Source organism: Novosphingobium sp. PhB55, assembly GCF_004368805.1.
GTDB lineage: Bacteria > Pseudomonadota > Alphaproteobacteria > Sphingomonadales > Sphingomonadaceae > Novosphingobium.
Window position 1 is genome coordinate 424,589 of record NZ_SODQ01000007.1, and the last position, 24,556, is coordinate 449,144.

The 24,556-nt window shown below is 62.2% G+C and carries 20 protein-coding genes and 1 tRNA gene; 15 read left to right on the forward strand and 6 right to left on the reverse strand.

Annotation, left to right across the window (positions count from 1 at the left end):
- The first annotated feature begins 42 nt into the window (after positions 1-42).
- Positions 43-636 carry a CDP-diacylglycerol--glycerol-3-phosphate 3-phosphatidyltransferase gene (gene pgsA, locus EDF57_RS19530; protein ID WP_132263560.1) on the forward strand — a complete coding sequence of 198 codons (594 nt, stop codon included), beginning with the start codon at positions 43-45 and terminating at the stop codon, positions 634-636.
- Between the two features lie 252 nt (positions 637-888).
- Positions 889-2,019 (forward strand): MFS transporter, encoded by a 1,131-nt coding sequence (locus tag EDF57_RS19535; RefSeq protein ID WP_134095459.1) that lies wholly within the window; start codon positions 889-891, stop codon positions 2,017-2,019.
- Positions 2,020-2,055: 36 nt separating this feature from the next.
- Here EDF57_RS19535 and EDF57_RS19540 read toward each other — a convergent pair whose 3' ends face one another.
- From EDF57_RS19540 to EDF57_RS25830, 3 genes are all read right to left on the reverse strand, one after another.
- The gene (locus EDF57_RS19540) at positions 2,056-2,952 is read right to left on the reverse strand and encodes a hydrogen peroxide-inducible genes activator (protein ID WP_132263558.1); all 897 of its coding nucleotides are present in this window, start codon (positions 2,950-2,952) and stop codon (positions 2,056-2,058) included.
- 126 nt (positions 2,953-3,078) lie between these two features.
- A complete protein-coding gene (gene rnd, locus EDF57_RS19545) occupies positions 3,079-4,302 on the reverse strand; it encodes a ribonuclease D (protein WP_134095414.1) in 1,224 nt (407 codons plus the stop codon).
- An 81-nt stretch (positions 4,303-4,383) separates the two neighbouring features.
- Entirely contained in the window at positions 4,384-5,340 is a 957-nt protein-coding gene (locus tag EDF57_RS25830; RefSeq protein WP_208324899.1) for a hypothetical protein, read from the reverse strand.
- A gap of 233 nt (positions 5,341-5,573) precedes the next feature.
- Between EDF57_RS25830 and aspS the strand changes: the two genes are divergently transcribed.
- From aspS to mltG, 4 genes are all read left to right on the forward strand, one after another.
- Positions 5,574-7,358 carry an aspartate--tRNA ligase gene (gene aspS, locus EDF57_RS19555; RefSeq protein ID WP_134095460.1) on the forward strand — a complete coding sequence of 595 codons (1,785 nt, stop codon included), beginning with the start codon at positions 5,574-5,576 and terminating at the stop codon, positions 7,356-7,358.
- 233 nt (positions 7,359-7,591) lie between these two features.
- On the forward strand, positions 7,592-7,828 hold the full coding sequence (locus EDF57_RS19560; protein WP_007013838.1) for an acyl carrier protein: 237 nt from the start codon (positions 7,592-7,594) through the stop codon (positions 7,826-7,828).
- A 186-nt stretch (positions 7,829-8,014) separates the two neighbouring features.
- Complete coding sequence (gene fabF, locus EDF57_RS19565; protein WP_132263552.1) at positions 8,015-9,274, forward strand: beta-ketoacyl-ACP synthase II; 1,260 nt, start codon at positions 8,015-8,017, stop codon at positions 9,272-9,274.
- 19 nt (positions 9,275-9,293) lie between these two features.
- Positions 9,294-10,268 carry an endolytic transglycosylase MltG gene (gene mltG / locus EDF57_RS19570; protein WP_134095415.1) on the forward strand — a complete coding sequence of 325 codons (975 nt, stop codon included), beginning with the start codon at positions 9,294-9,296 and terminating at the stop codon, positions 10,266-10,268.
- Between the two features lie 11 nt (positions 10,269-10,279).
- On the opposite strand, the gene EDF57_RS19575 is transcribed toward mltG, so the two are convergent.
- Positions 10,280-10,690, reverse strand: coding sequence for a sugar transporter (locus tag EDF57_RS19575; protein WP_132263548.1), 411 nt, complete (start codon positions 10,688-10,690; stop codon positions 10,280-10,282).
- A 107-nt stretch (positions 10,691-10,797) separates the two neighbouring features.
- On the opposite strand from EDF57_RS19575, the gene EDF57_RS19580 reads away from it, so the two are divergent.
- From EDF57_RS19580 to EDF57_RS19600, 5 genes are all read left to right on the forward strand, one after another.
- Complete coding sequence (locus EDF57_RS19580) at positions 10,798-11,340, forward strand: 2'-5' RNA ligase family protein (RefSeq protein WP_134095416.1); 543 nt, start codon at positions 10,798-10,800, stop codon at positions 11,338-11,340.
- Positions 11,341-11,448: 108 nt separating this feature from the next.
- A tRNA-Met gene (locus tag EDF57_RS19585) sits at positions 11,449-11,525 on the forward strand.
- A 201-nt stretch (positions 11,526-11,726) separates the two neighbouring features.
- The gene (locus EDF57_RS19590; protein WP_134095417.1) at positions 11,727-13,100 is read left to right on the forward strand and encodes an integrase arm-type DNA-binding domain-containing protein; all 1,374 of its coding nucleotides are present in this window, start codon (positions 11,727-11,729) and stop codon (positions 13,098-13,100) included.
- 298 nt (positions 13,101-13,398) lie between these two features.
- Complete coding sequence (locus tag EDF57_RS19595; protein WP_134095418.1) at positions 13,399-14,400, forward strand: LacI family DNA-binding transcriptional regulator; 1,002 nt, start codon at positions 13,399-13,401, stop codon at positions 14,398-14,400.
- A gap of 32 nt (positions 14,401-14,432) precedes the next feature.
- Positions 14,433-15,437 carry a LacI family DNA-binding transcriptional regulator gene (locus tag EDF57_RS19600; RefSeq protein WP_166675320.1) on the forward strand — a complete coding sequence of 335 codons (1,005 nt, stop codon included), beginning with the start codon at positions 14,433-14,435 and terminating at the stop codon, positions 15,435-15,437.
- Between the two features lie 6 nt (positions 15,438-15,443).
- Here EDF57_RS19600 and EDF57_RS19605 read toward each other — a convergent pair whose 3' ends face one another.
- Together EDF57_RS19605 and EDF57_RS19610 are read right to left on the reverse strand one after the other, a co-directional pair.
- Positions 15,444-16,460 (reverse strand): MBL fold metallo-hydrolase, encoded by a 1,017-nt coding sequence (locus tag EDF57_RS19605; RefSeq protein WP_134095420.1) that lies wholly within the window; start codon positions 16,458-16,460, stop codon positions 15,444-15,446.
- Complete coding sequence (locus EDF57_RS19610; RefSeq protein ID WP_134095421.1) at positions 16,453-17,073, reverse strand: hypothetical protein; 621 nt, start codon at positions 17,071-17,073, stop codon at positions 16,453-16,455. The genes EDF57_RS19605 and EDF57_RS19610 overlap by 8 nt, the downstream gene beginning before the upstream one ends.
- A 200-nt stretch (positions 17,074-17,273) precedes the next feature.
- Here EDF57_RS19610 and EDF57_RS19615 point away from each other — a divergent pair, with 200 nt between their 5' ends.
- From EDF57_RS19615 to EDF57_RS19630, 4 genes are all read left to right on the forward strand, one after another.
- On the forward strand, positions 17,274-19,643 hold the full coding sequence (locus tag EDF57_RS19615) for a TonB-dependent receptor (protein WP_134095422.1): 2,370 nt from the start codon (positions 17,274-17,276) through the stop codon (positions 19,641-19,643).
- Between the two features lie 199 nt (positions 19,644-19,842).
- Positions 19,843-20,703: an MBL fold metallo-hydrolase gene (locus EDF57_RS19620; protein ID WP_166675321.1), complete on the forward strand. Its 861-nt coding sequence runs from the start codon at positions 19,843-19,845 to the stop codon at positions 20,701-20,703.
- Positions 20,704-20,769: 66 nt separating this feature from the next.
- Positions 20,770-22,263 (forward strand): sulfatase, encoded by a 1,494-nt coding sequence (locus tag EDF57_RS19625; RefSeq protein ID WP_279587449.1) that lies wholly within the window; start codon positions 20,770-20,772, stop codon positions 22,261-22,263.
- A gap of 52 nt (positions 22,264-22,315) precedes the next feature.
- On the forward strand, positions 22,316-24,259 hold the full coding sequence (locus tag EDF57_RS19630) for a sulfatase-like hydrolase/transferase (RefSeq protein WP_134095425.1): 1,944 nt from the start codon (positions 22,316-22,318) through the stop codon (positions 24,257-24,259).
- Positions 24,260-24,556: the final 297 nt, after the last annotated feature.

Sequence of the window (24,556 nt, forward strand, 5' to 3'; positions counted from 1 at the left end):
CCAATTCTCAAACGCGAGAATCGACGCTATGGGCTAGAGAACATGCTGACCTTGCCGAATATCCTCACGCTCTCGCGGATCGTCACGCTCCCCCTGCTGGGCTTCCTGCTGTGGTGGCCCCGATGGGAATTCGGCTATGGCCTTGCCTTCGGCATCTACTGCCTGATGGGCATAACCGACTATTTCGACGGTTATCTCGCCCGGTCGAGCGGCACGGTGTCGAAACTGGGCGTGTTCCTCGATCCGATCGCGGACAAGATCATGGTCGCCACGGTGATCCTGGTGCTGACGGCGCAGGGGATTCTCACCGGGCCTTACGTCGGCGACATGCATGTGATCGCCGGTCTCATCATCCTGGTGCGTGAGATTGCCGTATCCGGCCTGCGAGAGTTCCTGGGCGGGCTGCAGGTTTCCGTGCCTGTAAGCCGCCTTGCCAAGTGGAAGACCACGTTCCAGCTGGTTTCGCTCGGCGCCCTCATCCTGGGCGCGGCGATGCCATGGTGGAACGTCGACCTGGGCGCGGTGGAGGTCAATATCCCGCATACCGTCGGGCTGACCACGCTCTGGGCCGCGGCCGCGTTGACGCTCATCACCGGCTGGGACTATCTGCGCGTCGGCCTGAAGCACATGGACTGAAGGCCCGCGCCGACCTCGTTTTCGGCGGCGCTCTATTGCAAAATTGGCTATTGGGCTTGAACTCGTTGCGTTTGGCACAAGCGCGCTGACCCGGCAGGGCGCTCCGGTTCGGGGGGACTCTTCATGAAGGATAATCCCATCTCCGCGTCGCCTCGTTCCAACCCCGCCTCATTTCGCAAGCTGCCGTCCGGTGAGGAACAGGGCGGAGCACCGGGCGGCGGATCTGGCCGCGAGCGTGCGTTCGGCCCCTCCATGGTCTTTGCCCTGGCCGTTTCCGCCGGGCTGACCGTGGCCAATATCTATTATGGCCAGCCCATGCTCGGGTTGATGGAGCGCGATTTTTCCGGCGCTGCGATCACCTACGTCCCCACCGCGACTCAGCTCGGCTACGCGGGTGGATTGCTGCTGCTGGTGCCTCTGGGCGACCTGCTGGAGCGAAGGCGGCTCATCGTGCTGCAGTGCCTGGCGCTCTCGGTCGCGCTGGCGCTGGTCGCGCTCGCGCCCACGGGTGGCACGGTGCTGGCGGCCTCGCTGGTCGTCGGCCTGCTTGCCTCGGTGGCGCAGCAGATCGTTCCGCTCGCCGCCAATCTCGCGCCTGAAGACAAGCGTGGTGCCGTGGTCGGCTCGGTCATGGCCGGGTTGCTCTGCGGCATTTTGCTGAGCCGAACCCTGGCCGGCTTCGTCGGCGCGGCTTTCGGCTGGCGCGCGATGTTCTGGCTGGCAGTGCCTCTGGCGCTGCTGACCGCCGGGCTGATGGCCTGGCAGCTTCCACGCAGCCGTCCGCAATCGGGCGGGCTCGGCTACCTGGGGCTGATCGCCTCGCTGCGAGATCTCTGGCGCGAATTTCCCGCCCTGCGCCTGGCGACATTCACCCAGTGCACCCAGTTCGGCGTGTTCAGCGTGTTCTGGACGATCCTGGCGCTGCACTTGCAGGAGCCGCGTTTCGGCCTCGGTTCGGAAGTGGCGGGACTGTTCGGCGTGCTCGGGGCTGCCGGCGTCCTGGCCGCGCCCGTCGCGGGACGGATCGCCGACCGACGCGGCCCTCATCCGGTGATCGTCGCAGCCAGCGCCCTCACGCTGGTGTCCTGGCTCGTGTTCGGTTTCTGGACCTCGATCATCGGCCTGGTGGTCGGCGTGCTGCTTCTGGACTTCGCGATCCAGGCGAGCCAGATCTCCAACCAGAGCATCATCTACGCCCTGCGCCCCGAGGCGCGCTCGCGGATCAACACCGTCTACATGGCTTCGATGTTCTTCGCCGGCTCGGCCAGTTCCGGCGCGGCGACCGTGGCGTGGCACAATTGGGGCTGGACCGGCGTTGTCGTGCTCGGCACCGGAATCGCGGCGCTGGGGCTGGGTCTTCAGACCTTGCGGCGCAAGGCCTGATTTCCCGGATCGCGCGCCCGGGAGCGGGGGCGCGGCTTATCCGGCGCGCAACTCATCCGCGAGCAAACGGAATTCCTCGGCCCGGGGCGAGTTCTTGCGCCAGACCAGCGCGATCTCCCGGTTGGCATTGGGGGAGAGCAGCGGGCGGGCCACGACGTTGGTGCCGTTCAGAATGCCGGCATCGATCGCCATTTCCGGCAGCATCGTCAGCCCCAGGCCGTTGTCGACCATCTGCACCAGCGTATGGAGCGAGGTGCCGATCATCGTTGCCGAAGCGCGCAGTTCCGGGCGGTTGCAGGCCGCAAGTGCATGGTCCTTGAGGCAATGGCCGTCTTCCAGCAGCAGCAGGCGGTGCTCGTCGATCACCTCGGGGCCGACTTCGGCCGGCGGATTGCGCGGGTCGTCGTTGGGGAAGGCGACGAAGAAAGCGTCGAGTTCGATGGTCTCCTTCTCGACCTCACCGGTGGCATAGGGCAGCGCCAGGAGCACGCAGTCGGCGCGGCCGTGGTGCAGCGATTCGATGGCGGCCTGACTGGGCTCCTCGCGCAGGAACAGCTTGAGGTTCGGGCGCTCGCGGCGCAGGCGCGGGAGCATGCGGGGCAGCAGGAACGGCGCGATCGTGGGGATCACGCTCATGCGCACTTCGCCGGAGAGCGGCTTGCCGCTGGACTGGACGAGGTCGGAGAGTTCTTCGGTCTCACGCAGGATGCGGTGCGCCTTGGCCACCACGGCATTGCCGAGCGGCGTGAAGCGTACCGCGCGCTTGGTGCGCTCCACCAGAGTGACCCCCAGCAGCGCTTCGAGATCGCGCAGGCCGGCGGACAGGGTCGATTGCGAGACGAAGCAGGCATCGGCGGCACGGCCGAAATGCCCGTGTTCGTGCAGGGCGACGAGGTACTGGAGCTGCTTGAGCGTGGGCTGGTATACGGTCACGCGCCGGCTATCGCATGAACGCGGCAGGTTCGCCAAGCGTTTGCTTTTGTTGAACGCGCTTCCGGAAGAAGGCGGAAAGGCGCATCGTCCCGGATCGGGTCCGGGACGATGGACTTTTGCCGTGCCTTACTCTTCCGTTGCGGCGGCGTCCGAAGGCTCGTCGGAGGCCTCGTCCGTCGGTTCGTCCTCGACGCGGGTCATCTTGAGCTTGCCGTTCTCGACCGCGAACGCGAGCTTGCCTTCTACGAGGTCCAGCGCATCGCGGCCGAACACGCCGTAGCGCCAGCCTTCGAGAATCGGCAGCTTCTTGCGCACGCCGGCGGCCAGCAGTTCGAGATCCTCGCTGCGGGCCAGCAAGCGGGCGGCAACGTCGATCTCGCGCGCGCGGATCTTGAGCAGCAGCTTGAGCAGGTCAGCGACGAGCGCGCCTTCCTTGCCGAGCGGCGCGCCCTTGGGCGTGCGCGGGGGCAATTCGTCGTCGGGCAGCGGCTCGGCCTTGGCGATGGTGTTCATCAGGCGCTTGCCGATGTCGTTGTCCTTCCAGCCCTGCGAAAGGCCGCGCACTTTGGCGAGGTCGGACTGCTGCTTGGGCGGGTGGCTGGCGATGTCGGCCAGCGTTTCGTCACGGGCGATACGGCCGCGCGGGATGTTCTTGCCCTGCGCTTCATGCTCGCGCCACTCGGCAATGGCCTTGAGGCGGCCGAGCATCGTCGGGTTGCGGCCGGCGGCCTTGATCCGCTTCCACGCCTGGGCGGGATCGTTGCGGTAGTGCTCCGGATCGGCGAGCTTTTCCATTTCCTGGTCGAGCCATTCGCCGCGCCCGGTCTTCATCAGGCGCTTGAGGATCTTGGGGAAGATCTTGGAGAGGTGGGTAACGTCGCCGATCGCATATTCGATCTGCCGCTCGGTCAGCGGGCGGCGCGACCAGTCGGTGAAGCGGGCGCCCTTGTCGATGGTGAGGCCCATCCACGATTCGACCAGGTTCGAATAGCCGATCTGCTCGGACTGGCTGATCGCCATCATCGCGATCTGCGTATCGAAGATCGGATGCGGGGTGCGGCCGGTGGCGTTGTAGATGATTTCCACGTCCTGCCCGCCGGCATGGAAGACCTTCAGGACCTCCTCGTTGTCGGTCAGCAGGTCGAGCAGGGGCGTCATGTCGAGCCCAACTGCCATCGGATCGATCGCGGCCGCTTCCTCGGTATTGGCGATCTGCACGAGGCAGAGTTCCGGCCAATAGGTGTTCTCGCGCATGAACTCGGTGTCGACCGCCACGAAATCGGATTTCGCAAGGCGTTCGCACAGCGCGGCGAGGTCTTCGGTCTTCGTTATCAGAGGGTGGATTTTCATTTCGACCGTGGCGGTAACGCGAACAGGGCGGGGGATCAATGTTTCCAGCCCGTCAAATTCTCCGACAAATGACGAAATTGCCTATTTCTTGCGCCGCAGGCCTCCGAAAACCCTGTTCAGGAGGCTCGGACTCGTCTCTGCGTCGAGTTCGGCGATGCTTTCCTGGGTCACCAGCCGGCGGCGAAGCTGCGTGCCGGTGACGTGCAGGCCCGGCGGCGGCAGGTGCCAGGCTTCGGGCCAGGCTTCGGAATTGTCGCCGGGAATCGCCGCGGCCTGTTCGGCGGGGCGGTGGGCGTCTTTCGCCGGCTCGGACGGCGCCGCGGGAGGCGCGTTGCGGGGCGGTCCTTCGGCGGCGGCGAGCGCCGCTGCCTCGAAGCCCGGATAGCCGCCGTCGCTGCCGACGAGGAGGGCCATGGGCCGCGGCAGGCCCTCGGCCATGGCCGCGTCACGGATGGCCTGATGAGTCAGCACCGCGAGATGGCAGGCCCCGACGATGCAGGCACGCTGCTCCTCGATGGTGGCCATGCCGCTTTCGCAGAGTTTGCCTATCGCGGCGATCACGGCGTGGAGGTCCTCCAGGCCGGTGACGTTCAGCGTATCGCCATTGTCTTCCGCAGCGCCCTGCCACGCCGGGCTGTCGGCCCCGCAGGCCGCTGCCAGGTCGAGTCGGCCGGCGCGAGAGAAGGGCCAGGCGCGGTCGGTATAGAAAGCGGTTTCGTAGAAGGGCCGCCCGGTCTCGGTCGGTCCCTGGCAGATGTCGATGCCGATCGCGGTGATCGGGTCTCCGGGCCGGTCGAGTTCGCCGATCCGCTCGATCAGGCGCGGCCAGCCGCTGACGGAAACGTCCTGCGCAGCGATGAACCGGAAGCGCGCGGGCAGGGGGAGGCCTTCGCCGCAGAGAAAGACGAGTTCGTCCTTGAGGCGGCGCGCGGCTTCGTCGGCCCGGCCCTCGCGGAGCATGGCCTCGATCGCGGTGCGGAACTGATTCTCCGGAATACCGTCGATCGTGACGGTGCCCGAAGCCTGCGCATTGTCCATGTGATCCATCGGCAAGACCCGTTTTGCCGATGGGTATGGACCCGCAATGGTTTATTTCAGGTTAGCGCCCGCGCGCCTGGTCGAGAGATAGGAACGGGAATCCACGAGGATTCCACAAGCCACCTGGCGCTGGACGCGCATGACGGTCCGATCTCTTCTGGAAATCGCCGCGCCACTCGACTAGGGGCCTCGGCTTGCAACTCAATTCCGATCAGAAGAAGCGCGAGCCCGCCATGACTCATCCCTATCGCTCCCACACCTGCGGCGCCCTGACCGCTGCCGAGGTCGGCCAGACCGTTCGCCTCTCGGGCTGGGTGCATCGCAAGCGCGATCACGGCGGCGTTCTCTTCGTCGACCTGCGCGATCACTACGGCATGACCCAGGTGGTGGCCGATACCGACAGCGCGGCGCTGGAACTGCTCGATTCGCTGCGCGTCGAATCGGTCGTGACGATCGAGGGCGTGGTGAAGGCCCGCACCGAATCCACGGTGAACGCCAACCTCGCGACCGGCGCGATCGAGGTCTACGCCCGTTCCGCCACGGTGATCAGCCGCGCCGAGGAGCTGCCGATGCCGGTGGCCGGCGAGCAGGAATATCCCGAGGATATCCGCCTGCGCTATCGCTTCCTCGACCTGCGCCGCGACACGCTGCACGCCAACATCGTTAAGCGCACCAAGGTCATCTCGGACATGCGCCGCAAGATGGAAGGCATCGGCTTCACCGAATATTCGACGCCGATCCTCACCGCTTCCAGCCCCGAAGGCGCGCGCGACTTCCTGGTGCCGAGCCGCATCCACCCCGGCAAGTTCTACGCGCTGCCGCAGGCGCCGCAGCAGTACAAGCAGCTGCTGATGGTCGCCGGTTTCGACCGCTACTTCCAGATCGCACCCTGCTTCCGCGACGAGGACCCGCGCGCAGACCGCCTGCCGGGCGAGTTCTACCAGCTCGATCTCGAAATGAGCTTCGTGACCCAGGAAGAAGTCTGGGAAACCATGGAGCCGGTGCTCCAGAGCGTCTTCGCCGACTTCGCCGAGGGCAAGCCGGTGACGCCCGCCGGTGAATTCCGCCGCATTCCGCATGCCCAGTCGATGCTGGACTACGGATCGGACAAGCCTGACCTGCGCAACCCGCTGATCATCAAGGACGTGACCGAACACTTCGTCGAATCGGGCTTCGGCATCTTCGCCGGCATCGTCGCGAACGGCGGCGTGATCCGCGCGATCCCGGCTCCGGGCGCTGGTGCCGGCAGCCGCAAGTTCTTCGACGAGATGAACGTCTGGGCGCGCGGCGAGGGCTATTCTGGCCTTGGCTACATCAACATCAAGGACGGCGTCCCCGGCGGCCCGATCGCCAAGAACCACGGCGAGGAAAAGACCGCCGCGCTGATCGCAGCGCTGGATCTCGGCCCGAACGACGGCGTGTTCTTCGCCGCCGGCAAGGAAGAGCAGGCCGCCAAGCTGGCCGGTCTCGCCCGCATCCGCACCGGCGAGCAGCTCGACCTGATCGACAAGGACCGCTTCGAGCTGTGCTGGATCGTCGACTTCCCGTTCTTCGAATGGGACGAGGACAACAAGAAGGTCGATTTCGCGCACAACCCGTTCTCGATGCCGCAAGGCGGCATGGAAGCGCTGGAGGGCCAGGACCCGCTGACGATCAAGGCGTTCCAGTACGATCTCGTCTGCAACGGCTACGAAATCGCATCGGGCTCGATCCGCAACCAGTCGCCCGAACTGATGGTCAAGGCCTTCGAAATGGTGGGCCTGACCAAGCAGGACGTGGAAGATCGCTTCGGCGGCCTCTACCGCGCCTTCCAGTACGGCGCGCCGCCGCACGGCGGCATGGCGGCCGGCGTGGACCGCATCGTGATGCTGCTCTGCGGGGCGCAGAACTTGCGCGAAATCACGCTGTTCCCGATGAACCAGCGCGCCGAAGACCTGCTGATGGGCGCGCCGAGCCCGGCCGAGTCCAGGCAGCTGCGCGAACTGCACATGCGTGTGGTGGAACCGCAGAAGAGCTGAGTTCGTTCGAATTTTTGCATGGCAGCGGGGCTTGTTCCGCCGCCTCAACCGCCACGATGCAGCCCCGTTTTCGGGAAACAATCTGGAAACAGGGACGCGTCGTGGATAAATCGGGCCATGACGCTTGTACGTCGTGATCCTAACTTGCGTGCGAGGCTTGCCAGCGCGGCCCCCAGTCATTAGGGCGGCAGGCGAGATTTCACACCTCGCGAATTTTTGAAGGGGTTTATTCAATGAGCGATACCGCCGATCGGGTTAAGAAGATCGTCGTCGAACACCTGGGCGTCGAAGCCGACAAGGTGACGGAAGAAGCAAGCTTCATCGACGATCTGGGCGCTGACTCGCTCGACATCGTCGAGCTGGTCATGGCGTTCGAAGAAGAATTCGGCGTCGAAATCCCCGACGATGCTGCCGAGAAGATCAGCACCGTCTCGGATGCCATCAAGTACATCGAAGAGAACAAGGGCTGAGCCCGGCTTTTCGGCTACTCTCGCGCAGGCCGGCCAGGTGTCGGCGCGCGGGCGGCTGTGATCCCGGTTCATAACCGGATTGAACTCGACAGGCTCGACCTCTAAGGGGGCGGGCCTGTTGCCGTTTCTGCAGGCTGGTTTGCACCGGCCGCATTTTCGGCCAAATTGCTTTTTCGGAGAGCATGAATGCGTCGTGTTGTCGTCACTGGACTTGGTCTTGTCACCCCGCTCGGGGCCGACGTGGAGACCGCCTGGGCCAACATCCTTGCGAGCAAGAGCGGGGCAGGGCCGATCACCCGCTTCGATGCCTCGGACCAGAAGTGCCAGATCGCCTGCGAGGTGAAGCCGGCCGACCACGAATATGGTTTCGACGCCAACAAGCGGGTCGACCACAAGGTCCAGCGCCAGGTCGATCCTTTCATCGTCTACGGCATCGACGCCGCGGGCCAGGCGCTGGAAGACGCCGGCCTCACCGACATGAGCGAGGAAGACAAGCTCATGGCCGGCTGCTCGATCGGTTCGGGCATCGGCGGGCTTCCGGGCATCGAAAGCGAATCGCTGGTGCTGGCCGAAAAGGGCCCGGGCCGCGTATCGCCGCACTTCGTGCACGGGCGCCTCATCAACCTGATCTCGGGCCAGGTCTCGATCAAGTACGGCCTCAAGGGCCCGAACCACGCGGTCGTCACCGCCTGCTCCACCGGCGCCCACTCGATCGGCGACGCCGCGCGCATGATCAAGGACGGCGATGCCGACATCATGCTGGCGGGCGGCGCCGAATCCACCGTCTGCCCGATCGGCATTGCCGGTTTCGCGCAGGCCCGTGCGCTCAACAGCAGCTACAACGACCGCCCCGAACAGGCGAGCCGCCCTTACGACAAGGATCGTGACGGCTTCGTCATGGGCGAGGGCGCGGGCGTTCTCGTGCTGGAAGAGTACGAGCATGCCAAGGCGCGCGGCGCCAAGATCTACTGCGAAGTGATCGGCTACGGCCTTTCGGGCGATGCCTTCCACGTCACCGCGCCGGAGCCCACTGGCGACGGTGCCTATCGCTCGATGGCGATGGCGCTGAAGAAGGCGGGCATGACCCCGGCCGACATCGACTACATCAACGCCCACGGCACTTCGACGATGGCCGACACCATCGAACTCGGCGCCGTGCGCCGCCTGTTCGGCGATGACATCGGCGGCGTTTCGATGAGCTCGACCAAGTCGGCCATCGGCCACTTGCTCGGCGGTGCCGGTGCGGTGGAATCGATCTTCTGCATCCTGGCGCTGCGCGACCAGATCGTGCCGCCCACGCTCAATCTCGACAATCCGGACGAGGGCTGCGAAGGCGTCGACCTGGTGCCGCACGTCGCCAAGAAGCGCGAAGTGCGTGCCGTGCTGAACAATTCGTTCGGCTTCGGCGGTACCAATGCCAGCCTGGTGATGCGCAAGATCGACTGATCGAGAAGGACTGAAGGCGATGATGTCGCGGCGCAACTGGATACTCGTCGCGGCCATCGGCCTGGTGGCGGCGATTGCCCTGTGGTCCTTCGTGGGAGGCTGGTACGGATCCGGACCGCTCAAGAAGGACCAGCATTTCCTCGTTCCGGCCGGGGCCAGCCTCTCGGCCGTGGCGGAACGGATGGAAAAGCAGGGCGTGATCCGCAGCGCGCGCGGCTTCACGCTGCGTGCCCGCGTCTTCGGCGGCGGCAGCGGCATCAAGGCGGGCGAATTCGCCATTCCCGCCCATGCCAGTGCTTCGCGCGTGCTGGCGATCATCTCCAGCGACGACATGGTCCGCCGCTTCGTGATGGTGCCCGAGGGCATGCCCTCGATCATGGTCTACGAGCGCCTGAACGCGCAGGAGCACCTCAGTGGCGACGTTTCGACGCCGAAAGAGGGGTCCGTCCTGCCCGACAGTTATGCCTACGAAAATGGCGAACCGCGCGCGGCCCTGCTGCGGCGCATGCAAGGGGCCATGACGAAGACCCTGGCAGAGCTTTGGGCCAAGCGCGCGTCCGGTCTGGTCGTCAAGACGCCGGAACAGGCGCTGATCCTAGCCTCCATCGTTGAGAAGGAAACCGGCAAGCCGTCTGAACGCGGCATGGTGGCGGGGCTCTACTCCAACCGCCTGCGCATCGGCATGCCGCTCCAGGCCGACCCGACGATCATCTATCCGATCACCAAGGGCAAGCCGCTAGGCCGCCGCATCCGCCAGTCGGAAATCCGCGCCGTCAACGATTACAACACCTACACGATGGCCGGTCTGCCCAAGCATCCCATCACCAATCCCGGCCGCGAATCGATTGCCGCCGTGCTCAATCCGGCGAAGACCGACGCGCTCTACATGGTGGCGGACGGTACCGGCGGGCACGTTTTCGCTGCGACCCTTTCGGAGCACAACGAGAACGTGAAGAAGTGGTTCGCGATCCGCCGCGCGCGCGGCGAGATCTGACGGCGCGGGCGCTACTTCAGCGTCCCGTCCGCGCGCTTGCGGCGGGCGTAGACCGTCGAAGCGAGGGCGACCGCCACGATCAGCAGTGGAAACACGGCGGAGGAAGGTCCCTTCGCACCGAGCAGGTGGAAGCCGAGGAAGGTCCAGCCGAACTGGATCACCACGGCGACAAGCGACAGCGCAAACAGGGCCCAGGCCCAGCCGCGCCGCATCAGCAGGACGATCGCGCCGATGGTGCCGCTCGACACGGCAACGGCGTAAGCCGCCCAGACCCAGCCGGGCATTGCGCGAAAGGCTTGCGCCTGCACCGGATCGCGCAGCGCAATCTCGTCGAGGTTGGCGGTCGCCTGCATGAGATAGGCGGCATCGCCCAGAAGATTCCACAAGAGTATGAGAACGGCGATGACCCGGAACTTTCTCATGCCCGCTTCCTTTCGCGCAGGACGGTGAATGGGCGATTTTGCCTTGGCGCCAAGGCCCTGACAACCGTTACGGCGGGGGAGGGCGCGGCAATGAAGGAGCAGACTGCATGAACCGCGAGGGTGAGATCCTGCCGCCGGAGCGCAAGCCGAATGCGCCGCTGCTCGTCACGGCGGAACTGCCTGCCGATGTTCTGGACTGGGCGGACGGCCTGCGCCGCGCGCACTATCCTGCCGAACGGAACCGCCTTCGCGCCCACGTCACTCTGTTCCATGCCCTTCCGCCGCGCGTGGAGGCCGAATTGCTGCAGGTTCTAGGGACGCTCGCCCGCGCAAGCAGACCGCAAGCGCAGATCGCCGGCGTGATGAAGCTGGGCGGCGGCACGGCGATCGCCATCGAATCGCCTGAGATGGCCGAATTGCATGCCCAGATCGCAGAGCGCATGTACGGGCTGCTCACCGATCAGGACAGTCGGCCCCTGCGGCTTCACATAACGATCCAGAACAAGGTGGAACCAGCCGCCGCCCGCGCGCTCCAGGCCGATCTGGAGCCGCGCTTGCGCCCGGTAACCTTCCGTTTCCGCGGCTTCGGCCTCCATGCCTGGGAGGACGGATTGTGGCGCCCGATCCGCTCGATAGCTTTTCGCGGCTAAAAGCATTTTTGGGTGTTGACCGATGGAAACCTTACCCCTAGAGGACGCGGCCTGCCCAGCAGCAATGCGAGGCACCGGATCTGGTCCCCCACGCGGCGGCCCTGGTTTGGCGGAGTAGCTCAGCTGGTTAGAGCAGCGGAATCATAATCCGCGTGTCGGGGGTTCGAGTCCCTCCTCCGCTACCAATCCCGCTTTTGGGCGGTAGTCCAGCTTTGTCTGCAGACATCCGGAAACGTCTTTTTTCAAAATAAAATCAGCCACTTATAGCGTTCACATTGGTACGCCGGCGTCCGCTCGCGTCCATGCGGGGCCGCCTACGTCGATTTGAATTGGGGGTGGAATTGGGGGTATTTTTGGCCGGCACCCCCAACAGGCGATACCCCCAGATGGCTCTCAAGGAACTCGAAGCTAAATATGCGGCCATTAGAAGCCGCGCGTACAAGCTGACGGACGGCGGCGGATTGCATCTGTTCGTGCAGCCAAACGGCTCAAAGCTGTGGCGCATGAAGTACCGATTCGGCGGCAAGGAGAAGCTCCTGAGCTTCGGGAAATATCCCGACGTTCCGCTCGCCGCGGCGCGGACGAAGCGCGACGATGCGAGGGTCTGCCTTGCCGAGGGCCGGGATCCAGGGGTGGTGCAAGCCGAGGAGCAGGAGGTTGCTGAACGCACCTTTGAGAAGGCGGCCCGCGCGTGGCACGCCAATCGTTCGGACAGTTTAAATGCCGCTCATGCCAAACGGGTACTGAGCCGGATGGAAAGTGATGTCTTTCCTGTGATCGGACACCGTCCCCTTACCGAGGTAGCCGTGACAGAGATTCTGGCCATGATCAGAAAGATTGAGGCGAGGGGGGCTCTCGATATCAGCCGGCGCGCCAACCAGTGCGTGAGCCAAGTCTATCGGTTCGCGATCGCAAACGGCTGGGCGCGCGAGAATCCGACCGTCCACCTCCTAGGTGCCCTCAAGCCCCGGCCGCGAGTAAAGCACATGGCGCGGGTGCTGCTCCATGAAGTGCCTGACCTCGTTCGTGCCATCGCGGGCTACGACGGAGAAGATGGAAGCCGAAGGCGTGATCGAACCCGCGACGCCATGATGTTCACCCTGCTGACCTGGGCCCGCACTGGTGAAGTTCGCTTTGCGGTCTGGAGCGAGATCGAGGATCTCTATGGCAGGCACCCGGTGTGGAGAGTGCCCGCCGAGCGCATGAAGAAGAGGCGCGAGCATTTGGTGCCCCTGTCATCTCAGGCGGTTCTGATCCTCAGGCGGCGAAAGGAGCTGGCGAAGGCGACACCTGGCGGGTTCATCTTCCCTGGAGACCGAGCCGGGATCGCAATGTCCGAGAACACGATGCTCTACGGGTGCTATCGAATGGGATATCGCAGCAAGCAAACCATCCACGGTTTCCGGGCCTTGGGCTCGACCTGGGCGAACGAATCCCAGAACTATCGATCGGACTGGATCGAGTTGGCTCTGGCTCACGCGGAGGATGACACCGTTCGGGCCGCCTACAACAGCGCGCAGCATCTCACTCAAAGAAGCCGGATGCTTCAGGACTGGGGCAACTATGTCGATAATTGCGGTCGGCCGGAGAACGGGAGCCCAACCTCTTCCGGCGTGGACCGGAATGACATTTCCGACGTCCATGAGCGACGGCCACGTAGCCAAGAACGGCAAGGCGATTTGCGGCTCGTCCAGCAGGACGTGGAAAACCGGGACAACATCATCAAGTTCCCCGCACGTGCATGTTCCGGCGAGAATTGAGCTTCATATGAAAACGCTCATACTCGAACGAGAACTGTGAATCGCTCGGCTTGAGGAACAAATTCGTTGTTTGCGGGGCATACTTGGGAGCAGCAAGTTTCGACCACTCTCGGACATTCCGACGTCACGGCCTGAAAGTCCGGTTGTTGGAAAAGCAACCGTATGATCACGGGCGAGAGAGCTGCTACTTTTCGCTGCGGGCAAGGATGAAGGCTGCTCGACGTTGCGGGGAAAAAAATCAAAATGAGTGCTTTATTACGGTGTCCCCTCTAGTAGCTAGGCGCCGGAGGCTAAGTGCGTGACGACGATTAAGGATGTGGCTGCCCTCGCAGGGGTTTCAATCAAGACCGTGTCGCGCGTAATCAATCGCGACGCCCGGGTCCGGCCAAAATCCCGGATGACGGTTGAGGATGCGATAGCGCAGCTCGACTATCGTCCGAATGTCGCGGCGAGGCAATTGAGAGCTGGACGTTCCTTTTTGATAGGATTGATGGTTCCGCGCGCCGGTGTTGGTTTCATGCCTCGCTTGATTGTGGCGCTGTCCTGGGCGTTCCGGGAACACGGATACCAACTCGTTACCGAAGCTGTCGATCAGGGAACGAGGCTGCAGGCATTCGCGCAAATGCCACTTGCCCCAGACATTATCGTCACCGCGCCGCGTTTCAGCAACGACCTCGAGGTTCTTGGCAGATTTGAAGCACTAGGAATACCGGTCGTACGGATCGCCGGGGAAGAGAACGGTTATGGCCGGGCAATAAATGCCTCCGATCAGGTCATTGCGCGCCAGATGGTCGAGCACCTCCTGGCTCAGGGCCACCGACGGATCGGCTACATAGGGATGCCGCTGGAAAACCCAATGGCCCGCCAGCGCCTGAACGGTTATCGGCAAGCAATGTTGGAAGCTGGTTTCGAGCCTGACGCGACGTGGGTAGCCACCCGAAGCTATAGTTCGCGCGACGGCGCGGAGGCCCTCGCGGCGATGCTGGCCGAGCGTTCGCGGCCAACCGCCGTCTTCGCAGGAAGTGACACTTTGGCAGTAGGCGTCCAGGCGATGGCACAAAAGTTGGGCTATCGCGTGCCCGACCACCTCGCGGTCGCAGGTTTCGAGGACACGCCAGTGGCCCGCGCCGTTTATCCGCCGCTGACGTCAGTCAACTATGCCGTTGAGGATTTTGCCCGCGCAATCGTTCAGGTGGCCATATTAGGGGAGGAGCCCGATATGGCGTTCCGGCACAATCTCATAATACGCGGTTCGACTTCGGATGACCGCGACCTCGGACCCAATCTCTACGATGAATGATGCGCGTTGGTCAGAAGCAAGGAGTGCAGCCATTGGGCACTGCAGATGATGTTGCACGGCTGGCAGGTGTTTCCACGAAAACTGTCTCTCGGGTAATCAACGGCGTTGCCAGCGTCGCGCCGGAACTTCGCGACAGGGTGCAGTCAGCGATCAACCAGCTCGGTTATAGGCCCAGTCTCGCGGCACGCCAGCTTGCAAGCCATCGTAATTACTTGATCGCGCTGGTCGTACCGCGGCAGGCGCTGGGTTTCGTGACGAGCTTGATGATCGAGATCGCTGCCCACTGTCGCGAGGCGGGTTACCACCTCGTGATGGAAGTTCTTGAGCCGCAAGACTGGCAGGCGCCCGAGGGGGTGCGGCTCGAATTCCTGGCCAAGCCCGATAGCGTGATCCTAGTGCCGCCATTTCCGGACGACTCGCGGATTCTGGCGTTTCTGGAGGAAGAAGGCATTCCCGCCGTCCGCATTGGTGCGGGGACAGACGGCTATGGCAGCCGGATTCGGATGCTGGACCGCGACGCAGCCCGTTCCATGGTCGAGCACCTCATAGACAGGGGACATCGTCGAATTGGGATGATCGGGCCACCGAACCCGAGTAAGCCTGCTGAGGCGCGCGTGGAAGGGTGGCGCGACGCACTCGCTCAAGCCGGGATTCCACACGACAGCAATTTGCTCATGCGTGGTGGTTTCGATTTTGCCTCCGGCGTCAAAGCAGCGACGCAAATCTTTGCGCTGCCGGAGCGGCCATCTGCGATCTTTGCCGCCAACGACCGAATGGCGTTGGCGGCAATGGCCGTCGCGTCAAAGCTGGGCTTCTCCGTCCCCAGCGATGTGGCGATTGCCGGATTTGACGATTCACCGGAAAGTCGGATGACCTTCCCTCCGCTCAGCACTGTTCGGCAACCGATTAAGGAGATAGCGCGCGCTGCCGTGGAAGCGGCAATCGCGCGCGAGGATCGTGATATTGTGTTTCGTCAGGAACTGCGCCTGAGGGGATCGACGACGGGCATCCGAGAGTTCTGCGCCGACGTCGACTGAAGTCTTTTAGAACCGGTCCAGATCGCCAGCCATTATCACCCTACCCTTGAAGCGCGCGGAGATTGGCCGGGTGTAGGCGCCGCGATCCGCAGCTTCCTCGGGTGAGGGGACGAAGTGCGTCAGAACAACTTCGCCGACGCCCGCGCTTTCCGCCAACTTGCCGACTTCCTCCGGTGTCAGGTGGTTGCGGGTCATGCCCGCAATAATGGCTTCGCGCACGGGGGCAGGCGTGTCCGGTGCGCTCGCTCGAATGCGAGCTGCGATGGCCAACGGCTCTACAATTTCGCTGACAAGCACGTCAGCACCTTTCGCCAAGACACCTAACCGCGACGACGGGCCGCTGTCGCCTGTAAACGCGAACGTTCTTCCGCCAGCCTCGACCCGGTAGGCGACGCAGTCCGGCATGTGGTCGAGTGTGATCGAAGGTGGGGATTGAAAATGATCCACGCCGATCGCCCAGACTTTGATGTTCGCGTCTTCGAACACAAGGGTCGGTTGGGAAAGATGCTCAGGCAGATCACGGGCCTTGAGCATGCCTGCCAGGGGTGGTTTGGCCGGCCCTGCCGTAGGATAGCTTGCCAGCACGCTCGGCGCGTTTGCGTCGGCCAGCCCTTCCACAAGATGAATTGTGCCCGCAGGGCCGATCACGGGGAGGTCTCCGGGGTGAAATGTCCAGTGGGTCATCATCAGCGACCCGAGACTGGCATTGTGATCTGGATGGTGGTGGCTGATAAATATCGCACGGATTTGGCTCTCGGGGATACCAGCCTTCGCCATCTGCCTCTGGGTCCCGTCGCCCACGTCGAACAGGTAGACTGCTCCGTTGACGACCAATGCATTGGCAATTTGCGAGCGTTCCGCCTGGATTGCCGGGCCGCCGCTGGTGCCCAGCGTCACCCATTGCGCGCCGGAAGCCGGAGCTGCTTGGCCCGCACAGGGTAATCCTGCAAACAATGTGAAAACGGCTGCGAACGCTATGCGGCGACGGCGCGCAGGTGCGCGGCTAGCTTCTTTATCAAGCATCTGAACTATTCCTCAGGCAGAGTGAGCATATGGCGACTAAGTCGGAGAGATCTTTGCGATCAGGGCGAGCCGCAAGCGCTTCGATCAGGATATGGGAGAGGAGGTTCATGTACCTCCGACCGAGATAATTCGGCGGACTGAGACAGCGCTGGACTAGAAGTGTCTCGAGCCCTTTCGCAGCGGCATCCAGAACTGAAGCGCGTAGGTGTGCAGAAGCCTCATCGTTGAAAAGCACGCGATAATTCGCAAATACGGCGCTCACATCTGCAAGCGCGCCCTCCAAGGCTTTTTCCAACGGTCCGCATTCCTTGATGGCATCGAAAATCCGCGCGATTTGGCGGGTTGTCTTTTCCTCTAGGGACGTCAGAGCAAATCCGATCAGGTTCGCGCGGTTTCCGAATCGGAAGGTGATCGCGCCTACCGAGATGCCACTTGCAGCGCTGACTTGGGCGAACGTGAGCTGCTGTAGGGGGATGGAGCCCAGCAGTTGCTCCACCGCAGCCAACGCTTGGTGCCGTGTATGCAAGCTGCGTTCCTGACGCGTTGCACGAATCCTCAGTTCCGCGCCTGCGACCATCGGAATTTCGCTAGATTTGGGCGCCTTGTTAGGCACTTATCACCGCATTTCCTCCGCAATTTGCCGCTCGCGATTCTCTTGAATTAGGTCATGTCCGAATGACAACGTTGGTCTTTAGATGAGGGATCAACCGGCTTAAGGCAAGAAAATGCTAGAACTAGAATTAGCATTCGGATAACCGTTGGCACGTTGATGCGCCACGAGGCGTACATAAACGACCTTGGGGAGGATTTTGAATGAAATTTCATTGCGCATTGTTGCTTTCGGTCAGCGCTGTCTCATTTTCCTCCGCCGCTTTCGCGCAGGATGACGGGACGGCGGGAGATCGGGCGGGTTCGGAACCGGTGTCCGCCGACATCCTTGTCACCGCGCAGCGCCGGGCGGAGAGCGTTCAGGATGTGCCCATCCCGGTTACGGTGGTGGGAGCGAGCCAGCTTCAAGCTCAAGGCATTCAGGAAATCAGCGACCTCGGTCGAACTGCATCTTCGCTTAAGCTGGCGGAGCAGCCTGGCGGGTCCGGGGGCGGCGGCTATATTCGCGGCATTGGGACCTTCTCGCGCTCGCGCGCGGCCGAACCTTCCGTGGGCATCGTTGTCGACGGAGTCGTTCAGGGTCTCACAAACGTGCGCAACCTCTCCGACATCGCGCGGGTGGAAGTGCTGCGTGGTCCTCAGGGCACGTTGTTCGGTCAATCGGTCTCGGCGGGCGTCATCAACATGACGACGGTCGCGCCGGATCCCTCACGCTTTTCAGGACGCGTCTCGGTCGATCTCACCGCGGATGATTTCGCCGGTTCGAATTTCGGCAAGCAGGTCCTGCGTGGCGCCGTGAATCTGCCGGTGACGGACAATTCGGCGCTGCGTGTGACCGGTTACGGTGCTTGGACACAAGGGGTCACCGAAAACATCTACAAGGGCAACGACGACTACCGCAAGGAATGGGGTTTCCGGGGGCGATACAAGCTGGAAACGGGGGATTTCACGCTCAACCTTTCGGCGGAGTACAATGACGAGACGCGGGGTAACGGTTATTTCCTGACGGTGCGCGATACGGGTTACGTTCCGCTGACCTATGACGCGTCTACCGGCTATTACGTGCCGGGCGCGTTCGTGAAACAGAGAGCCGGACAAGGCTCCTACGACCGGGTTACAGCTTGCGGGCTCAAGCCGAGCATCAACAACTACGAAACTTGCAGCGATGCCGTCGATCTGCAACGGTACAAAACCCAGGGGTATTCGGGGCAGTTCGATGTCGCGCTCAACGATCTACTGACTTTCACGTCTATTACAGCGTGGCGCAAACTTACCAGCACAACCAACAACGACATCGACAACATTCCTGAGGCACTCGCGCTCACCAGCGTGCAATCAGGTGTCTCTGCAGACTATAACCAGCTGACGCAGGAAGTGCGCTTGTCTTCGGATGCGAAGCGGCCATTTTCCTTCACGGTAGGCGGGTTCTGGTATCGGAACAACGTCTCCAGCATTGCCGGACCAGCTGCTGGGGCCTCTACCAAGATTTACACCCGGAAGGGATCGCTTCCGATCGCGAGCTGCTTTCCGGACTCGACCAGCGCGTTGTGCAATGTCTACATCACCCCCGGCGCATTCAACAATTTCCAGGAATGGCGCACCGAGAACTTTTCCGGATTTGGCGAGGCGCGGTACAACGCGGGCGCCTTCAGCGTTTTTGCCGGTGGCCGCCTCAACTATTCGGATGTGAGCCATCGTGGCCTGGTGGTCAATCTGTCGGCTGGCGGAACCGAGAGAAGCGCCTCTCTGAAGTCCACCGACACCGATTTCTCCTGGCGCAGCGGAGTGGAGTACAAGCCAAATCGGGATCTGCTCCTCTACGGGACCGTCTCGCGCGGATACAAGAACGCTCAGATTGCGCCCATTCAGAACAATGACAATCCCGCCATTGTTTTGCCTGAAATTCCGACCTCTTACGAGGCCGGCGTCAAGTCGACCTGGTTGGGTGGTCGGCTTTTGGCGAACCTCAGCGGATTCTATACGCGCGTGAAGGATTATCAGGGCTCGAAGTGCGCAATCGACGTCAGCCAAGCCACGACCTGCACGCCCTTCAACATTCCCAAGGTCATATCCAAGGGCATCGAAGGCGACCTGTTCGGCCGCATCGGGGATAACCTGCGGATAAACGCGAACTTCATCTACAATGTCGTCAAATATCCTGACGGTTTCTTGGCGCAGGACGGATCGAACCTGGGCGGTATGCAGCTTGCCAACGCCCCCAGATTTTCGGCGTCGGTCTATTCGGACTACAGCTTTGCTCTGACGGATAGCGCCGATGGCTTCGTCGGCTTCGATGTGTCGTACAAGACCAAGGAGCGCCTCTCGGATCTCAGCGCGTCCAGTTATTTTGTTTACGGCGGATATGCGACCGTTGGCGCCCGAATTGGCGCGAAGGTCGACGACCGCTGGCGCGTGGCGCTCTACGTACAGAACCTTTTCAATCACACCGCGCCGCAGCAGTTCTCCGCGCTGGTCAATCAGGATGGCTCGCGTGCGCCGGCCAACGTGTACGGCGTTTTCAATACCTTGGCCGGGCTTCGCCAGGTCGGCCTCCAGGCTTCGATGGACTTCTGAAATGAGCGTGATCGGAGGGTGTTCCCTCCGATCACGCCAAAGCCGGAGATTGAAAATGAGAGGAAAGCTTGCAGCCGCAGCATTGGCGCTTGCGTTGCCTATGGTCACCATGGGGACGGCAGCTGCATCGTCTCCAGGAGAAGCGTCCGAGCGGCCGGTCTGGATTACCCTTGGGACAGGAGGCGGCCCTGTCGTTCGCATGCAGCGGTCTGAACCGGCCAATGTCCTTATCGTGAACGGCACCGCCTATCTCTTCGATGCGGGAGAGGGCGTGGTTCACCGCCTCGCCAATGCTGGAATAGGGCTGGAACAGGTGCGTGCGACATTCATCTCGCACCATCATGTCGATCATGATGCTGGGCTGGCGCCGATGCTTATGCACCGATGGATAAGCGGGCGGGGAGACAGAATGGACCTGATCGGACCGCCAGGCACATCCGCCATGGTTGCCAGCATCGCGTCAGCCAACCGGCCTGCGGAACTCAGCCCGGTCGTTCAGGACGGCCGTCGCCAACCACCGCTTTCTACCATAGTGCAGGCGACCGACTTGCCGCTCGATACACCGCAACCTGTGGAAGTCTATCGCGATGCAAATCTGAAGGTGCTCGCGGCCGTCAATTGCCATTACAATTTTCCTGCCGGTTCAGAAGCGTCATTGAAATCTCGCTCCTATGCATACCGGATCGAAACTGCCGAACGTTCCTATGCTTACACAGGCGATACCGGGCCGTGTCCGGCTATCGAACGTCTGGCGATGGGCGTTGACGTACTCATATCCGAGGTCATGGACCCGATAGCCATGCGCAAGATTGCGGCGCGGCGTGAGGGCGGCAAGGGCCTAATCGCCGATCCGGATGCCTTTATGCGGCACATGGAGGAAGATCACCTGACCCCCGACGAGGTCGGCCAACTGGCTGCCCGTGCAGGTGCGGGCAGCGTTGTCCTGACCCATCTCGTACCCGGCTTTGATGGTGAGCCTTCGAACGACGCATACGAGGCTGGAGTACGAGCGCATTTTTCGGGGAGCGTCACCACAGCTCGTGATCTTGACCGTTTTTGAAGGTGAAAGTCTATGACGTGGTTGCGCTCTAAGCCTCTGATGAAGTCGACATTGCTTGGTGCTGCAGTGTCGCTGCTTGCTGGGCCTGCCGACGCCCAAGCCCCTCTCACCACACAGGCTCCTCCCAGGGCATCTGCGTCGCAACAGGTAGCCCACCGCAACGTACTGTTGCTCATCATGGACGACCAAAATACCGATCTCGGCATTTACGGTGCCCCGGTAAGCACACCCAATGTTGACCACCTCGCCCGCGAGGGCGTGAGGTTCCAACCTGCCTACACGCAGTTTCCGATCTGCGGTCCCACGCGCGCTTCGTTTCTGACCGGCCTGCGTCCCAACACAATCGGGCCGGGCGCAGCGTTCGAGCGTTTTCGCTGCACGCTCCCAGACGTCGTGACCCTTCCGCAGTACTTCCGCCAGAATGGCTTCTTCACCGCTCGAGTCGGTAAGGTGTTCCATCAGGGAGTACCGAAGGATATCGGCACCTCTGGTGATGACGATGCGCAGTCGTGGGATCAGGTGGTAAATCCGCGCGGCGTCGACAAGGATCTTGAAGGGCAAGTCCACAATCTGACACCGGGCATACCAGGGCTCGGGCGCGCCAACTCATGGCTGGCCCACAACGCGCCGGACACCGATTTCACAGATGGCAAGGTTGCCGATGGAGCCATCGCGATGCTTCAGGCGAACAAGAGCCGACCGTTTTTCCTGGCTGTGGGCTTCTACCGTCCCCACGTCCCGGAAATCGCTCCTGCAAAGTACTTCGCACAATACCCGCCGAAAGCCATGACGCTGGCGAAGGAAACGCCTGACACGCTTTCCCGAGTTCTGCCCATTGCAACGAATAGCGACATGATGAACCTCGGAATGACCGAGGATCAACAACGTCAGATGGTTGCGGCCTACCACGCGAGCACGAGCTTCGTGGATGCTCAAGTCGGCCGCGTACTTCAAGAATTGAAGCGCCTGGGTCTTGACCGGAACACGGTCGTCGTCCTGATTGGCGATCATGGATACATGCTGGGAGAGCATGGCCAGTGGCAGAAATCGTTGCTCTGGGAAGAAGCGACACGAGTGCCCATGATCGTGCGCGCGCCTGGCGGCAATGTGGGGGGCGTCGCGTCCCAGACCGTCGAGATGCTCGACCTTTATCCCACGATTGCCAGCCTCGCAGGACTTCCGGCCAACCCGAGCAACGAGGGTCGTAGTTTGGTGTCGCTGCTCCAAAATCCGGCGCGGGAAGACTGGCACGGCGCCGCGTTCTCGCAAATCCTTGGAGGACGTTCGATCCGCACTGATCGTTGGCGTTACACGGAGTGGGAAGGCGGGCGCAGCGGCCGGGAACTCTATGATCATGCGCGCGACCCGCGTGAACAGCACAACCTTGCGCAGGATCCGAAATATGCAGGCATCGTCGCGCAGCTCCGCGCCCGGCTGCCGCAGGGAGTGGTCGAGAAGCGTGGCAAGAAGACGCTTTCGGACCCCCAGACACCAAAGCCGCCGTTAGGTCGCTATCCGGTGCCGGAAGGATGCGAGCATCTCGAACGCCTGACCGAATGAAGATCCTCAACCGTCCGATCAACTACAAGACGCCCGTAAGAGAGGCCGCGACATGACTTTCGACAGACGCTCAATCCTTCGCAATGGCGCATTTGGCGCCGCCGCCGCTGCAGCAGGTCCTCTTTCTGCAAAGGCGGCAAAGCCCGGGCCTGGAGAAATGCCCAATTTCCTCTGGTTCACCAGCGAGGATAACTTTCCGATCATCGGTGCTTACGGCGATACTTTGGCAAGAACGCCGACGATCGACATGCTGGCACGAAAGGGGGTTTTGTTCGACAGGGCATATTGCGTTTCGCCGGTTTGCGGGCCGTCGCGGTTTTCCATCCTTACCGGCATGAATCCGGCGGCATGCGGTTCAGCGGAGGACTTCGGTTCGACCGACGAGGTGCTGCCGCGCTCCGTTCGCGGCTATCCGGAGTATTTCAAGGATCTCGGATACTACACAGCCAACAACCAGAAAAAGAACTACAACTCGCAGTTCGATTACGTGATGGACATGTGGGACGAGTCTAGCGAGCAGGCTCATTGGAACAAGCGACGCCCCGGCCAGCCATTCTTTTCGGTATTCAATACGTTCACGACGCACGAAAGCTGCCTTTTCCGGCCCCTCGACGGCAAGGTGACGTCGGACATGGTTGGCCAGAAAATCCCTCCCTATCTACCCGACAGTCCGGGCGTACGCCGTGATTTCACGACTTTCTATAACGCTATGGAGAAGATGGACGGCGAGTTTGCAGCGCGCCTCAAAGAGATCGAGGACGCTGGATTGGCAGACGATACCATCGTCTTCTACTACTCAGATAACGGCGGCATTACCCCTCGAGGCAAGCGCTTCTGTTATGATCTCGGCCTGCGCTGCGCGCTTGTGGTTTATGTCCCTCCCAAGTGGCAGCACCTCTCGCCCTGGAAGCCCGGTACGAAGGTCACGGATCCGGTGACGTTCAACGATCTCATGCCGACGGTCCTCTCGATGGTCGGTACCCCGCCACCCGCCCATGTGCATGGATTGGCTCTTTTTGGTCCGCACCGGGGCGAGCGTCAGAAGTATGCTTTCGGCGGACGCGATCGCATGGACGAGCGATACGATCTAACCCGCACTGTCACCGACACGCGCTTCCGTTACATTCGTAATTACAATCCGCATCGTCCGTGGGGACAGCACGTCGAATTCATGATGCAGGCCGCCGGCTATCGCGACTGGGAAGCCATGCACCTCGAAGGCAAGCTGAATGCCGTTCAGGACCGCTTTTGGGGTGAAAAGCCCTATGAGGAACTGTACGATGTACAGACCGATCCGCACATGGTCGAGAACCTTGCCGATGGTCCTGTGCACCGCGCCAAGCTTGCGGAGCTTCGAAGTGCACTCGATGCGCAGATGCTGGCGATCAACGACAATGGCTTGATACCTGAAGCTTGCAGCGCGGAGGGTTACGTAAACAGCCGGGCTCCGGGGGCTTATCCGATTAGGGAAGCGATGCGGATGGCAGCCTTGGCCGCATCGCGCAGTTCCGATTTGACGCCATTCCTCAATGGGCTTCGCCACGAAAACGAGATCATCCGATATTGGGCAGCAATGGGTTTGCTGATCGCCGGCGAGCATGCGCAGCCACACATGGCAGCCATCAAGGCGGCGATGCTGGGCGATCCATCCGTGGCCACCCGCATTGTTCTTTGCGAGGCTCTTGTCCGCCAATCGAACGATCACGATGCGCTCGTGACGCTGGGAACAATCATCGATGTCGAAGACGATGGCCCGCTGCGCCTTCAGGCACTCGCGGCGATCGAATACTGCGGCGAGAAAGCGCGTCCAATTCTGCCGGCCATTCGTCGATCGGCAAAGGAGGACCATCGCGGAGTGCGCAAGATCGCCCGCCACGTGATCGACAAGCTAGAGGGGACCTACGACCCCCGCAAGATCGTAAAATCGCCTGGTGGCTACATTTTCGCCGATCCCGAGCATGACAGCGCCGAAGGCGCGGGCCGGCTCTACGATTGACGAGGGGGCAGGACCGGGTCTTCCGGCCGGTCCTGCCAGTTCGTCCACGCCGTCGACGTGAAGCGTGCGAATTCCAATCGCCGGAAACGGCCTTAGCGTGGCGGGTGAAGACTGCGCGATCAAAGCAACCAATACCGCTTGGTGACCGGCATTTTTGGTTGTGCGCGACGTACCCGCAATCAAGGCACATGGCAGGCCGAGCCGACTAATGTCGCCTTTTAGGCTAGAAGCTGACCTTTGAGGTATCTCATTTTCATGTCCGCTAAGTCCCACGATGCGGCGTTCGCAATCAGCGAA